Source organism: Alcanivorax sp. 24, from assembly GCF_004360225.1.
Classification (GTDB): domain Bacteria; phylum Pseudomonadota; class Gammaproteobacteria; order Pseudomonadales; family Alcanivoracaceae; genus Alloalcanivorax; species Alloalcanivorax xiamenensis.
On record NZ_SNUA01000004.1, the window covers coordinates 218,133 to 231,062 of the forward strand.

Annotated in this window: 15 protein-coding genes; 7 read left to right on the forward strand and 8 right to left on the reverse strand. The window is 62.3% G+C overall.

Annotated elements, in window-relative coordinates; translation table 11 throughout:
- Positions 1-13 precede the first annotated feature (13 nt).
- The 5 genes from E0L37_RS07775 to pilG form a co-directional block, all read right to left on the reverse strand.
- The gene (locus E0L37_RS07775) at positions 14-877 is read right to left on the reverse strand and encodes a protein-glutamate O-methyltransferase CheR (protein ID WP_370450522.1); all 864 of its coding nucleotides are present in this window, start codon (positions 875-877) and stop codon (positions 14-16) included.
- A gap of 11 nt (positions 878-888) precedes the next feature.
- The gene (locus tag E0L37_RS07780) at positions 889-2,907 is read right to left on the reverse strand and encodes a methyl-accepting chemotaxis protein (protein WP_133491192.1); all 2,019 of its coding nucleotides are present in this window, start codon (positions 2,905-2,907) and stop codon (positions 889-891) included.
- A 202-nt stretch (positions 2,908-3,109) separates the two neighbouring features.
- Positions 3,110-3,658, reverse strand: a complete 549-nt coding sequence (locus tag E0L37_RS07785) for a chemotaxis protein CheW (protein ID WP_133491193.1) — start codon at positions 3,656-3,658, stop codon at positions 3,110-3,112.
- A gap of 15 nt (positions 3,659-3,673) precedes the next feature.
- The gene (pilH, locus tag E0L37_RS07790) at positions 3,674-4,042 is read right to left on the reverse strand and encodes a twitching motility response regulator PilH (RefSeq protein ID WP_133491194.1); all 369 of its coding nucleotides are present in this window, start codon (positions 4,040-4,042) and stop codon (positions 3,674-3,676) included.
- 46 nt (positions 4,043-4,088) lie between these two features.
- Complete coding sequence (gene pilG / locus E0L37_RS07795; protein ID WP_014992438.1) at positions 4,089-4,472, reverse strand: twitching motility response regulator PilG; 384 nt, start codon at positions 4,470-4,472, stop codon at positions 4,089-4,091.
- A gap of 232 nt (positions 4,473-4,704) precedes the next feature.
- Here pilG and gshB point away from each other — a divergent pair, with 232 nt between their 5' ends.
- The 4 genes from gshB (at position 4,705) to ruvX (ending at position 7,671) form a co-directional block, all read left to right on the forward strand.
- Positions 4,705-5,658, forward strand: a complete 954-nt coding sequence (gshB, locus tag E0L37_RS07800) for a glutathione synthase (RefSeq protein ID WP_133491195.1) — start codon at positions 4,705-4,707, stop codon at positions 5,656-5,658.
- Between the two features lie 111 nt (positions 5,659-5,769).
- Positions 5,770-6,633 (forward strand): energy transducer TonB, encoded by an 864-nt coding sequence (locus E0L37_RS07805; RefSeq protein ID WP_133491196.1) that lies wholly within the window; start codon positions 5,770-5,772, stop codon positions 6,631-6,633.
- A 70-nt stretch (positions 6,634-6,703) separates the two neighbouring features.
- Positions 6,704-7,267: a YqgE/AlgH family protein gene (locus E0L37_RS07810; RefSeq protein ID WP_022997464.1), complete on the forward strand. Its 564-nt coding sequence runs from the start codon at positions 6,704-6,706 to the stop codon at positions 7,265-7,267.
- Positions 7,267-7,671, forward strand: a complete 405-nt coding sequence (gene ruvX / locus E0L37_RS07815; RefSeq protein ID WP_133491278.1) for a Holliday junction resolvase RuvX — start codon at positions 7,267-7,269, stop codon at positions 7,669-7,671. The genes E0L37_RS07810 and ruvX overlap by 1 nt, the downstream gene beginning before the upstream one ends.
- Before the next feature lie 49 nt (positions 7,672-7,720).
- Here ruvX and E0L37_RS07820 read toward each other — a convergent pair whose 3' ends face one another.
- A complete protein-coding gene (locus tag E0L37_RS07820; protein WP_133491197.1) occupies positions 7,721-8,323 on the reverse strand; it encodes a DUF2780 domain-containing protein in 603 nt (200 codons plus the stop codon).
- Between the two features lie 184 nt (positions 8,324-8,507).
- Between E0L37_RS07820 and pyrR the strand changes: the two genes are divergently transcribed.
- The 3 genes from pyrR (at position 8,508) to E0L37_RS07835 (ending at position 11,445) form a co-directional block, all read left to right on the forward strand.
- Positions 8,508-9,020 carry a bifunctional pyr operon transcriptional regulator/uracil phosphoribosyltransferase PyrR gene (pyrR, locus tag E0L37_RS07825; protein ID WP_133491198.1) on the forward strand — a complete coding sequence of 171 codons (513 nt, stop codon included), beginning with the start codon at positions 8,508-8,510 and terminating at the stop codon, positions 9,018-9,020.
- A gap of 144 nt (positions 9,021-9,164) precedes the next feature.
- A complete protein-coding gene (locus tag E0L37_RS07830; protein ID WP_133491199.1) occupies positions 9,165-10,172 on the forward strand; it encodes an aspartate carbamoyltransferase catalytic subunit in 1,008 nt (335 codons plus the stop codon).
- Positions 10,162-11,445 carry a dihydroorotase gene (locus E0L37_RS07835; protein WP_133491200.1) on the forward strand — a complete coding sequence of 428 codons (1,284 nt, stop codon included), beginning with the start codon at positions 10,162-10,164 and terminating at the stop codon, positions 11,443-11,445. The genes E0L37_RS07830 and E0L37_RS07835 overlap by 11 nt, the downstream gene beginning before the upstream one ends.
- Positions 11,446-11,467: 22 nt before the next feature.
- Here the strand turns inward: E0L37_RS07835 and dsbG are convergent, their stop codons facing one another.
- A complete protein-coding gene (gene dsbG, locus E0L37_RS07840; protein WP_133491201.1) occupies positions 11,468-12,058 on the reverse strand; it encodes a thiol:disulfide interchange protein DsbG in 591 nt (196 codons plus the stop codon).
- Positions 12,059-12,062: 4 nt separating this feature from the next.
- Positions 12,063-12,872, reverse strand: coding sequence for a TlpA disulfide reductase family protein (locus tag E0L37_RS07845; protein WP_133491202.1), 810 nt, complete (start codon positions 12,870-12,872; stop codon positions 12,063-12,065).
- Positions 12,873-12,930 lie beyond the last annotated feature (58 nt).

Here is a 12,930-nt window from a genome sequence, read left to right on the forward strand (position 1 = left end):
CAGCCCCTGGCCGTCAAACGCGGCGCCGGAACGCCAACGTGTCGGGATAGACTTCCCGCTCCAGATTATCGTTTTGCCAGTCGGTGATTTCGCCGGGTCCGAGGACCAGGACGCCCCCCGGCGCCAGACGGGCGGCCAGACGATTGACGATCTGGCGTTTTCGCCAGCGGCGAAAATAAATCAGCATGTTCTGGCAGAAGATCAGGTCCAGGTTTTCCATCGGAGCCTGATCCAGATCCAGCACATTCAGATGGGCGAAGCACACCCGCTCGCGCAAGGTGGCGGTAACCTGAAGGTGCTGGGTGTCGTGGGGTTGAAAATACCGCTCGCGTAACGCTGGTGCCACGCGGTTTACCCGGCGCAAGGGGAACACGCCACGGCGTGCCCTGGCCAGGGTGGGCAGACTGATATCCGTGCCGGTGATGCCGTAAAAAAGTTTGTCGCGGGCACCGGCGAAACACTCGTTGATCACCATCGCCAGCGAATAGGCTTCCTCGCCGGTGGAGCACCCCACGCTCCACGCATTGAGGGTGCCGCCGTTGACATGCCGGCGGGCGAATTCACGACTGAACGCTTTGACCAGCGCGAAGGATCCCGGGTGACGGAAAAAGCCGGTTTCCTGCACCGTGAGCCGGTCCACCAGAATCGACCATTCCATGGCACGGGACTCGCTGGCGCCGGTGACCAATTGAGCGTAATAGGTTTGGTAATCCTCCAGGCCCAGCTCACGCATGCGTGCACTCAGGCTGGTTTCCAGAAAGGATTTCCGTTCCGTCGGCAATGTCATGCCGGTGCGCTCTTCCAGCAATGTTCGCCAGAGCTGAAATTGCTCCGCGTCCATGGCCGGCGCGTTGCGAAGGGCCCAGGGCGGCGTCACGGCGATGTCCATCAGCCGGGCAATCTGAAGCCGGCCACCGAGTTACGCATGTCCTGCGCCATCTCCGCCAGATCGCCAATGGAACGGGCGGTGGCGGTGGTCCCGGCGGAGGTCTGCGAGGTGATTTCCTGGATCACGTTCATGGTGTTGGAAATGTGTCCCGCGGACGCGGCCTGCTGGCGGGCGGCGTTGGAAATGTTCTGAATCAGGTCGGCCAGGTTCTTCGATACCGTTTCGATTTCTTCCAGTGCCACGCCGGCGTCCTGGGCGAGACGGGCTCCCTTCACAACTTCGGCGGTGGTAGCCTCCATGGAGATCACCGCTTCGTTGGTGTCGGTCTGAATCGTCTTCACCAGGGTTTCGATCTGCTTGGTGGCGGCGGCGGAACGCTCCGCCAGGCGCTGCACCTCGTCGGCGACCACGGCGAAACCACGGCCGGCTTCCCCGGCCATGGAGGCCTGGATGGCGGCATTCAGGGCCAGAATATTGGTTTGGTCGGCGATGTCGTTGATCAGCGAAACAATGTCGCCAATTTCCTGGGAGGACTCGCCCAGGCGTTTGATCCGTTTGGAGGTTTCCTGGATCTGCTCTCGAATGGTGTCCATGCCATGAATGGTGGCCTGCACCACCTCGGCGCCTTTGTTGGCGATGGCCACCGCCCGTTCCGCCACCGCCGCGGACTCGGCGGCATTGGCGGACACCTGATCGATGGACACCGCCATCTCATTCACCGCCGCGGAGGCGCCGGCGATTTCCTGGGCCTGATGTTCGGAAGCTTCCGCCAGGTGCATGGCGGTGGACTGGGTTTCCTGGGCGGCGCTGGCCACCTGCACGGCGGATTGGTTGATGGTTTGTACCAGACTGCGTAGCTGGTCAATGGAATAGTTGATGGAGTCGGCGATGGCGCCGGTAAAATCCTCGGTTACCGTCGCTTCCACGGTCAGGTCACCGTCCGCCAGATCCCCCAGCTCGTCGAGCAGGCGCAGAATCGCCGCCTGGTTACGCTGATTCTCGCTTTCCAGCTCACCGCGTTGTTTGCTGGCGCTGCGGTTGCCCTGCAGCATGATCAGGAAAAACAGCAGCACCGAGATCGCCGCGCACAGGATTCCCAGCCATATGGAGGGGAACAGGCCGCTGTTGGCGTTCTCGAACAGGTTGTCCAGATTGGAAGCTTCCTGTAGCAGGTCCTGGGAGCGCAGGAACAGGCTGTCGGCGGCGGCCCGGATCCGCATCAGATCCGGCGCGGTTTCCAGCACCTTGTCCACGGAGGGATTGATGAATTGATTGAAAACATCGGCGATATCCGCCAACCGCGCGCGAGCATCGCGGTCGCTGACTCTCTGAATGCCGAGACGGCTGTTGCCGCGCAGCATGCCGTTGACCACATTGCCGAATCGCACCGCGTCGGTGCCAAACGTTTCCGCCGCCGCCACCGCGCTGTCACGGCCTTCCAGGATTTTCGACAAGGATCGCATCAAACGTTCGGTGAGCAATGACTGACGTTGTGCCAGTGCCACCTGATCGGCGGAGGCGCCGTTGGCGATCAGGATGCGCACCACCTCGTCATACTTGTTCTGAAGTTCCGGAATGGTCTGTGCCAGGGTGGCGGACACCTGGTGCAGATCCAGCACCGTGGCACGTCCCTGAAGGACCGTGTTCACCTGCCGTAGCGCTTCGTCCCACAAGTTTTGCAGGCGTTGCAGCACCCGCGGATCCGACACCGGTTCGTCCTTGACCTGAGTCCAAGCGCGCAGAAAGCCCTGGCGGCCCTGCTCAAGCAAGGCGAAGGCCTCGGCGTTGCCGGACACCGCCTCCAGAGCGTTTTTCGGCAACTGTTGGGAATAGACACGCATGTCCGACGCCTGGGTAATATTATCCCGGGCGTGGTTGGCGCCGATGGCGGACAGAACGAAATTCATCAAGGCGAGAACGATAAAGGCGAGTAACCCGACATACAGAGCAACACCCAGCGGATTGTTACCCGCTCCCCCCCGCATCTTGTCTAACACAAGCCCCGGTTTGAACTTCATAGCTTGGCTCCTGGCCTGACTCAGCTCTTATTGTGTGACCGTATTGCGTGGCCGCCGTCGATGGCGGTCTCCCCCTTTTCCCGGGCAGTCACTGGCACGTCAAAAACCGTTCCCGACGATTCTGGAACCGCGATGGTTGATTGGAGGCATGCCGATGTTCCCCCCGGCACGACGTCCTCCCCCCACGGTCACTCCCTTCTGCTCATTCCCCGCTGGCCGCTCGCATAAAGCGCGGATCCCGTGCCAGCCGGGCAAGGCTGAACACGGACCAGTATTCCCCGTCCCGGCGGTAACCCCCGTCCAGATAGGCGGCCATCGGACTTTCCTCCGGACGTGGCGGCGCTGTGACACGGTTTTCCACCGGAAAATGTTGCATCCCCAGAACATCATCGACCATCACGCCGGTGTAGAGTTCGTCTCGGTCCAGCACCAGCAACCGGCGCCGGCCTTCGGCGATTTCCGAGGCGCGTTCAAGAAATCGGCTCAAATCGGTCACGGTCATCAAACGCCCGCGAACATTGGCCACGCCGCGTACCCAATCCTGAGCGCCGGGCACCCGGGCACAGGCCTGCGGCGACAGAATCTCGGCCACTTCCGTCAACGGCGCTACCAGACGGTGGCCGTTGAGGGAGAATCCGACACCACTCCAATAAGGTGTGGCATCCTGCTCTTCCGGCAGGTTGGCGGCATTGTCGCGGCAACGGATGAAATAGTCCGCCAGTTTCAAATAGGCTGTGGACGTGGCGCTCATCGGCGATCCCCCTCGTCACGCTCCGGTGAGCTGACGCTCGACCGTTTCCAATAAAACCGCTTCATCCACCGGCTTGGTCAGATAATCCCGAGCTCCCTGGCGTTTACCCCAAACCCGATCGGTTTCCTGATCCTTGGTGGTGACGATAACAATTGGGATGTGTCGGGTGTCCGCGCCTTTGGTCAACTGCCGGGTGGCTTGAAAACCATTGAGGCCGGGCATCACCACATCCATTAATACCAGATCCGGTTGTTCGGAACGGGTAGCCGCCACACCGTCGGCCCCGTTGCTGGCTTCCAGCACCTGGTGGCCGTGCTTCTCCAGAATCTCCCGCAGCTTGTACGTCTCCGTGGGAGAATCATCGACAATAAGAATCCGTGCCATCTTTTCCTCTATGGTTGAGCAGGGTCACATCGGTCAGGCGCCCGTTTCAGGCGCTGATATGCTGACGGATGGCGCCCAGTAGCTCGTCCTTGGAAAAAGGCTTGGTCAGGTATTCATCGGATCCCACGATGCGGCCCTTGGCCTTGTCGAACAAGCCGTCCTTCGAGGAGAGCATGATCACCGGTGTCTGCTTGAACGCGCTGTTGTTCTTGATCAAAGCGCACGTTTGATAGCCATCCAGCCGGGGCATCATGATGTCCACGAAAATGATCCGGGGCTTGCTGTCGGCAATCTTGGCAAGCGCATCGAACCCGTCGGTGGCGGTAATCACCTCACAACCCGCTTTCTTCAATAAGGTCTCGGCGGTACGACGAATGGTTTTCGAATCGTCGATCACCATGACCTTGAGGTCTTGAAAATTATCAGTCATTGAGAACTGCCTTTCACCGTGATTCGAATACAGGCCGCGACACCTTGTAATGAGGAATCTTTTTATAGTGTCGCGATAGGCAGGGCTTCGGGGTCTTTCAGCCCACGCCGAGGTTTTAACACAGTTTCTACAATCAATCTATAAGACCCTGTGGGACTTGAGAAAAGCATCCCGTAGCGAGCATGCCCACGCGCTGCTAACATGCGGTGTCGTCCTTTTGCCTGGAGCCACCATGAGCCTTGATATCGGTGTGGTGATGGATCCCATCGCTCACATAAAACCCTGGAAAGACACCACTTTATCCCTGCTCCTGGAAGCTCAGCGGCGCGGCTGGCGGCTGCACTACATGGAACCGGGGGATCTGTATGTTCGTGACGGCCGGCCCCTGGCCATCACCCGACCGCTGCGGGTGGAAGACAATAACGATCACTGGTTCGAACTCGGCGACGCCGTGCGGACGTCCTTGCCGGATCTGGACATGATCCTGATGCGCCAGGATCCGCCGTTTAACGCCGAGTACGTCTACGCGACCTATATTCTTGAAAAAGCGGAGCGCGAGGGCGCCCTGGTGGTGAATCGTCCCGGCAGTGTCCGTGACAGCAACGAAAAACTGTTCGCCACCGATTTCCCGCAATGCTGTGTGCCGACCCTGGTTTCCGGCCGCGCCGATCAGTTGCGGGCTTTTGTAGCGGAGTTCAATGACATCGTCATGAAGCCGCTGGATGCCATGGGCGGCGCTAATATCTTCCGGGTGTCCAAGGACAGCCCCAACACCAGCGTGATCATCGAGGTGCTGACCGATCACGGCCGCACGCCGATCATGGCGCAACAGTTCATTCCCGAGATCACCAGCGGTGACAAACGCATCCTGATGATCAATGGGGAACCGGTGCCCTATGCGCTGGCGCGCATTCCCAAGGAAGGTGAATTCCGCGGCAACCTGGCGGCTGGTGGCACCGGCCAGGGGCGGGAGTTGAGCGACCGTGATCGCTGGATCTGCGAGCAAGTGGGGCCGGTGTTGCGCGAGCGCGGATTGTATTTCGTCGGGCTGGATGTGATCGGTGACTATCTCACCGAGATCAACGTCACCAGTCCCACCTGCGCGCGGGAGCTGGACGCCATTTACGGCATCAATATCGCCGGCCAGCTTTTCGACGCTTTGCTGGAAATGCGTAACCGGTCCTAGCGAAAACGTAAAACCGACGGGACAATACCCGCCATAACAAGGGCCGGTCCACCGGCCCGACCGAATTGTGGATAACACACTCTTTCCAATAATACATTTCGATAACTGCCCATGGCCTCTGCTCAGGTTACCGCCGCCGATCGCCTCGGCTTCACACTCTTCATGGCGTTGGCCGTGCATGGCCTGGTGCTGTTCGGTGTCGGCTTCGCTCCGGAGCAACCCCGCGCCGCGCCGCGAACGCTGGATGTGACGCTGGCGACCCACAGAAGCGATCAGGCGCCGGACGAGGCGGACTTCATTGCCCAGACCAATCAGGAAGGGGCGGGTGACGAGCAGCAAAAACAGGAATTGACCACCACCGAGCAGGCGCCGTACACCGATGCGCGGCCGCGACCGGTGCGGCTGGAGCCGGCCAGCGCGCCGCCACCCCGTCCGGTGTCGCGTCAGAAAGTGATCGTGACCCACTCCTCCGCCCCCCGCGCGCAATCGCCGCAACAAGAGCAGGAACAGGAGCCCCGCGAGCAGCGCCAGGATGACAGTCTGGATCAGCTCAGCCGCGAGATCGCCAGCCTGCAGGCACGTCTGGATCAGCAGCAGCAAGCCTACGCCAAGCGGCCGCGGGTGCGTCGGCTCACTTCGGTTTCCACCAAGGCCCATTATGAAGCGCTTTACATCGATGCTTTTCGTCGCAAAGTGGAGAGCACCGGTACTCGCCATTTCCCGGCCCGGGCGCTGACCAGTAACACCTTCGGCGGTGTGCGCCTGATGGTGGCGCTGGGCAAGAGCGGTGACATCCGCGACATTCGCGTATTGCAGTCCTCCGGGCATGCATTCCTGGACGAGGCGGCGGTGCAGAGCGTGCGCTTGTCGGCGCCGTTTGAGCCTTTTTCCTCGGAGATGCGTCAAAATATGGACGTGCTGGAGATCATCCGCACCTGGCAGTTCGACGCCAACCAGCAGGTTTCCTCACGCTGATCCGGCGCTCCGTCTACTCCGGCGCCTCTCTACTCTTGCCCTGGTCCCGCGCTCCCCGGATACTGGGCCCATGACGCACAACAGCCTGAAACACCAGTTTCTGATCGCCATGCCGCAGCTGGACGATCCGAATTTCGACCGCACCGTGACCTATGTGGTGGAACACAATCCGGAAGGGGCCATGGGGCTGACTCTGAACCGCCCGGCGGGCTTGAGCCTGCACGATATTCTCGCGGACATGGAGATCGAGGTGGAGGTGCCACCCTCCAGCCGCCATCAGGTGGTCGCCGGTGGCCCGATCCAGCAGGAAGCGGGGTTCGTGCTGCACCGGGACGTGGAACGCCACTGGCAGTCCACCCTGATGCTGGCGGATGGGCTGTGCATGACCACCTCGCGGGATATTCTCGAGGCCATCGCCGTGGGCGAGGGGCCGGAATCCACCCTGGTGTGTCTGGGCTATGCGGGTTGGAGCGAGGGCCAGCTGGAGCAGGAATTGGCGGATAATGTCTGGCTGAGCACGCCCAGCGCTCCGGAACTGGTGTTCGAGATCCCGTTTGAACAGCGCTGGCATGCCGCCGCCGCCCGCATGGGCGTGGATATGAGCCTGATCGCCACTCAGGTGGGACACGGTTGATTCTGCTCGCCTTTGATTACGGAACCCGCAAAATCGGTGTCGCCAGTGGCAATGCCCTGATCGGCACCGCCTCGCCGTTACCGGCCCTGCCCTGCAAAAATGAACAACCCGACTGGCAACAGATGGCCGCTTTGCTGGATGAGTGGCGCCCGGAACGGGTGGTGGTGGGCCTGCCTCTGAACATGGACGGCAGTGAAAGCCATTCCAGCGAGCGCGCGCGCAAGTTCGCCCGGCGTATCCAGGGGCGGTTCGGATTGAAGGTTTATATGGTGGATGAACGTCTTTCCACCCGGGAAGCGCGGGAGCGCACCGCCACAAGAGGGCCGGATCCGAAGGTGGATTCCATGGCCGCGGTGGTGATCGCGGAGGGGTACCTGAATGGCGCCGAGCCGGTGATGCCTTGATCCCCGGCCCGGCGGTGCCACGGCCGGCTGGCCGCGACGCCGGAAGGGTTTAGCCGGCCGGAGTCCACAACTGCTGCAGGGAACCGAGCACGCCATCGGCAACGCCCTGACCACCCAGGAACTTCAGCATGACCGGCGCGAACTGGCCGATCATATCCGGGCTCAGGCCCATGGCGCTGAAGGCGGTCTGCGCGCCTTGCAGGCTTTTCACATTACCCAGCACATTGCCAAGCAGGCCGCTGCTTTGTTCGCTGGAACCGAGCATGTTGCTCAGACCGGAGACTTTGTCGGTGATGCCGCTGAACTGACTGGCATCCAGCTTGGTCTGGGCTAGGGCGAGCAGCGCGGCGGAACCGCCGGCGGCCTGCGCCCGGCTGACGCCGAGGTCGCTGGACAGGGTGTCGACCATGTTCTTGGCGTCACCGGCCACTTGCCACTGGCCGGTGGCCTGATCCAGGTTGGCCTGGCCCTTCTCGGAAGCAGAGTTAATGGCGCTGTTGGCTTTGTCGGTCTGCTCGTTGACCTTGTTGCTGGCTTCGTCCACCGCCTTGGTGGCTTTGTCGGTGAGGCCTTTCAGGTCGAAGGCATGAGCGTTGGCACCCAAAGCCGCCGCCAGTATCGTGCCCGCTGCAATCCGGATTGACTTGTTCATAACCGTTCCTTAGTAATCAAAATGACATGAAACAGGGCGCGCAGTGTACTCTTAAAGTCTTAGCGGGTCCCGTGGTGTAAACCTGTTTTTCAATTCGCCCGGCAACGGCTAGACTGCTGCGAAGTGATAACGCGGGCGAAGCGCGCGGCGGTGACTGCCAGAACAGCAGGCCGAGGAGATAGACTTGCATTGGAATCCGGAACAGATTGACGCCCTGCTGCGGGACATGGCGTCCGCGCTGGAGCGTTTGGAAGAGACGGACGGTGCCACCGGTCTGGTTGGTATCGAATCCGGTGGCGCCTGGGTGGCGAAGGCCTTGAACGAGCGCCTGAGCAAACCGCTGCCCCTGGGGTTTCTGGACGCCAATTTCTACCGCGATGATTTCGAGAAACGTGGTCTTAAGAAAAGCGTCAAGCCGTCCAAATTGCCGTTCGACGTGGAAGGGGCGCATCTGATCCTGGTGGACGATGTGTTGATGACGGGTCGAACCATCCGTGCCGCCATGAACGAGCTGTTTGATTTTGGCCGTCCGGCCTCGATTCGTCTGGCGGTGTTATTCGATATCGGTCGGCGCGAGTTGCCCATTCGCGCTGATGTTTGCGGTGAGGTGTTGTCCCTGCCCGCCGAGCAACGGGTGGAACTGAGCGGGCCGGATCGATTGGAAGCATCGGTGCAGGCCGTCGGCAACGGCCGTTGATGTCGTAATCCTTGGCATTGTGCCCCGGTCCATAGCATTCTGCCCCGGTCAATAGTTAGAATGTGGCGGATCCGCGCCCTCCGGCCGCGGAGCATGCCATAGGTTCTGTCCGTGCCCACAGACCCTGGAAATAAGGTTTCAGGAATGACGCTTGCGCCGCCCTCCTCCCGCGTGCAGCTCACCGATGATGGAAAGCTGCGCCATTTTCTCTCCGTGGAACACCTGTCTCGCCCGCTTTTGGAAGACATCCTCGATACCGCCGCCGGTTTCGTCGACGTCGGTGGGCGGGCGATCAAGAAAGTGCCGCTGCTGCGCGGCAAGACCGTGGTCAACCTGTTTTTCGAGTCCAGCACCCGGACCCGCAGCACATTTGAGCTGGCCGCCAAACGCCTGAGTGCGGACGTGCTCACGCTGGACATCGCCAAGTCCGCCACCAGCAAGGGCGAGACGCTGCTGGATACGCTTCGCAATCTGGAGGCGATGGCGGCGGACATGTTCGTGGTGCGCCACCAGGACTCCGGTGCCCCGTTTTTCATCGCCGAGCAGGTAACGCCGAGAGTGGCGGTCATCAATGCCGGTGACGGGCGCCACGCGCACCCCACCCAGGCGATGCTGGATATGTACACCATCCGCCATTACAAAGGCGGATTCGAGGGGCTCAAGGTGGCCATTGTCGGTGACATCCTGCACTCACGCGTGGCCCGCTCACAGATCCATGCGCTCAATATCCTTGGGGCCGAGGAAGTGCGGGTAATCGCGCCGCGCACCTTGCTGCCGGCCGACGCCGATGCGCTTGGCGCCACCGTATTCACCGATATGGTCCAGGGCATCGAGGATGTGGATGTGGTGATCATGCTGCGCTTGCAGAGGGAGCGCATGGATTCCGCCCTGCTGCCCAGTGAAGGCGAGTTCTTTCGTCTCTACGGACTGACCAATGAAAAGCTCGGCCACGCCAAGCCGGATGCCATCGTCATGCATCCGGGGCCGATCAACCGTGGCGTGGAAATCGCTTCGGAAGTGGCCGACGGGCCCCGCTCGGTGATCCTTAACCAGGTGACCTTCGGCATCGCCGTGCGCATGGCGGTGATGTCCATGGCCATCAGCGGCCAGGAAAGTCTGGACGCGGCTCAGGAGGATGACCATGGACACTAAAGCCAACCTGCTGATCCGCAAGGGACGGGTCATCGACCCGGCCTCTGGTCGTGATGATGTCGCCGACCTGTTGGTGGAAGGGGGGCGTCTGGTGCGGGTCGGCGCCAGCCTGGACGCGCCCGGGGCGGAAATCATGGAAGCGGAAGGGCTGTGGGTGATTCCCGGCCTGGTGGACAGCTGCGTGCACCTGTCTCTGCCCGGCGAGGGTCCCTGGGCCGGTGACGTGGCCTCGGAATGCCGCGCCGCCGCCGGCGGCGGCATCACGCATATGGCGGTGCAGCCGGACTGTGGCCCGGTGGACAGTACCGCGGTGGTGCGTCTGATCCGGGAGCAAGCCGGGCAGGCCAACTTTGCCCGGGCCCTGCCGGTGGCGGCGTTGACCCAGGGGCTGGCGGGCGAGCATCTGGCGGAAATGCAGACGTTGGCCCAGGCCGGATGTATCGCGGTGGGCCAGGCCGGCGCACCGCTGGCGGATTCGCTCACGCTCAAGCGCTGTCTGGAATACGCCGCCACCTTTGATCTGCTGGTGCTGTTCCGGCCGGAGGATGCCTCCCTCACCGCCGGAGGGTGTGCCCATGATGGCGCCGTGGCGGCCCGCCTCGGCCTGCCGGGCATTCCCGCGGTGGCGGAATCGGTGGCGCTGTCCCGGGATCTGCTGTTGGTGGAAGCCACCGGGGTGCGGGCGCACTTCCAGCAGATCTCCAGCCGCCACTCCTTGGCCCTGATCCGGGAAGCAAAACGCCGGGGGCTACCGGTTACAGCGGATGTGAGTATTCACCACCTTTTGTTGGATGAGTCCGCTCTGGAAGGCTTCAACAGCCATTGCCATGTCATGCCTCCGCTGCGTACGGCGCGGGACCGGCAGGCGTTGCTGGACGCCGTGGCCGACGGCACTCTGGATGCCATTTGCTCCAAACATCAACCGCTGGGTTCGTTCAGCAAGGCGGCGCCGTTCCCGTCCACCCGACCGGGTATTTCCGGGCTCGATACGCTGTTGCCGCTGGTGCTGAAGCTGGTCCGGGAAGAGGCTCTGCCGCTACATCGGGCGCTGGATGCGGTGACCGCGGCGCCGGCCCGTTGCCTGGGCATTCCGGCGGGTCAGCTGGAAACCGGACGGATGGCCAATCTGACGGTGGTGGCGCCGGATGAACAGCGTGTCATGAGTGAACGCTGGCTCTCCGGCGGCCGTAACTCACCCTGGTTCAATACCCTGTTGCCGGGCTCGGTGCGCCGTACGGTATGTAATGGCGAGGTGAGCTGGCTGGCCGGATAGCCCCGGCCCCCGGTGCCACCGGCTATGGCGCCTTCGGCGCCGGCCGGGTCTGGAATACGTAAGTGGCCAAGGCGTCTTCGTTCATCAGTCCCGGCGCTGCTTGCAGGCGGCCGTTCGGGTCCAGGAACAGAGTCGCCGGCGTGCCGCGCAAGCCCAGCTGCATCATCAGGATGGTATTGGCCTGGAGGGCGTTTTCCACTTCGGCGGGGATGTCCTGCAACGGCTCGATGCCACCTTGGTCGAAATCACTCTGGGCTGTATTCAGAGCCGCTTGCGGATCCTTGGCATTGAGCACCGCCGCGCCCTTGCCCAGACTGGTGGGCTTGATCAGGGCAACGATGATGTGACGCACCTGGACATCATTGTCCGCGCTTTGCAGAAACGGCCGGATCATTTGCCACTGGCTGGCGCAATACGGGCACTCCATGTCGGTGAACATGTACACCACGCGTTCCGGGTCGTCCGCGCCTTCCGCCACCCAGTGGCTTTTTTCCAGCATCCCGAACACCCGTTCTTGCATGGCGGCCTGGTCCGCCTGGTCTTCGGCGTGGGTTGTGGTACTGGTGAAAAGGGCGGCCACCAGCAACAGCGGCAGGGATAATGAACGAAGCATGGTGTTACTCCTTGATATACGGGGCCAGCAGATGGCGCAGGCTGGCGTCGGAAAGCGGACCCACATGGCTGCCAACCAGGCGGCCGTCGGCATCGATCAGCACCGTGGTGGGCAGCGCGCTGCTGCCCAGGGCGCGCAGCAGATCACTGTGCGGATCGACCAGGACCCGTTGCAGGCGCAGCGATTGTTCCGTCAGGTAAGCGCGGATCCGGCTGTCGCTCTCGCCTTGATTGACGTAAACAAAATCCACCTCGGGGTAGTGTTGTTGCCCCCGTTGCAGTACCGGCATTTCACGGCGGCATGGCGGACACCAACTGGCCCACAGGTTGACCACGGTCAGCGTGGCCGGACCGTCATCGAGAAGGCTGACGGTGCGCCCTTGCAGGTCCCGCAGGGCCACCTCCGGGGCCGGGGGGCGCACGCCGCTGAACGCCATCACCACGGCCAGTACCGGCACGGCGACCACGGCGCCCGCCGTCAGGGTCCGCAGCAGTTCGCCGCCGGCCTGACGATGACGCAACCATCCCAGAGCAGCGCCGACGACGGCGCCCGCAACGCCCCCGGGCCACCACCAGCCACCGTCACGGATGTCCAGGAGCGACCCGCTCAGGCCGTATTGATCCCAGTAGCGGGCGACAAAGGCGAGGCGGGCCCCCACCAGGGCGCCGATCAGCAGCCACCACAACAGGGGTTCGGCGTCCGCCCGGCCGCGTCGTCGTCGCCACACGGTGGTCAGCCAGGCACCCAGCAGTAGAGCCAGCCAGGGTATCGCCATCCATGGCAGGGCCAACGGGCCCAGCGTAAAGGTGGTCATTCGCCGCTCCTCCAACAATGCGGATCAGTATGCAGGGTGCGGATTAACGCACCATTAG

What these genes read in the sequence shown, in the direction of transcription:
- E0L37_RS07780 (WP_133491192.1), bottom strand. Translation starts at nt 2,907, where the DNA reads ATGAAGTTCAAACCGGGGCTTGTGTTAGACAAGATGCGGGGGGGAGCG.
- E0L37_RS07785 (WP_133491193.1), bottom strand. Translation starts at nt 3,658, where the DNA reads ATGAGCGCCACGTCCACAGCCTATTTGAAACTGGCGGACTATTTCATC.
- pilH (WP_133491194.1), bottom strand. Translation starts at nt 4,042, where the DNA reads ATGGCACGGATTCTTATTGTCGATGATTCTCCCACGGAGACGTACAAG.
- pilG (WP_014992438.1), bottom strand. Translation starts at nt 4,472, where the DNA reads ATGACTGATAATTTTCAAGACCTCAAGGTCATGGTGATCGACGATTCG.
- gshB (WP_133491195.1), top strand. Translation starts at nt 4,705, where the DNA reads ATGAGCCTTGATATCGGTGTGGTGATGGATCCCATCGCTCACATAAAA.
- E0L37_RS07805 (WP_133491196.1), top strand. Translation starts at nt 5,770, where the DNA reads ATGGCCTCTGCTCAGGTTACCGCCGCCGATCGCCTCGGCTTCACACTC.
- E0L37_RS07810 (WP_022997464.1), top strand. Translation starts at nt 6,704, where the DNA reads ATGACGCACAACAGCCTGAAACACCAGTTTCTGATCGCCATGCCGCAG.
- E0L37_RS07820 (WP_133491197.1), bottom strand. Translation starts at nt 8,323, where the DNA reads ATGAACAAGTCAATCCGGATTGCAGCGGGCACGATACTGGCGGCGGCT.
- E0L37_RS07830 (WP_133491199.1), top strand. Translation starts at nt 9,165, where the DNA reads ATGACGCTTGCGCCGCCCTCCTCCCGCGTGCAGCTCACCGATGATGGA.
- E0L37_RS07835 (WP_133491200.1), top strand. Translation starts at nt 10,162, where the DNA reads ATGGACACTAAAGCCAACCTGCTGATCCGCAAGGGACGGGTCATCGAC.
- dsbG (WP_133491201.1), bottom strand. Translation starts at nt 12,058, where the DNA reads ATGCTTCGTTCATTATCCCTGCCGCTGTTGCTGGTGGCCGCCCTTTTC.
- E0L37_RS07845 (WP_133491202.1), bottom strand. Translation starts at nt 12,872, where the DNA reads ATGACCACCTTTACGCTGGGCCCGTTGGCCCTGCCATGGATGGCGATA.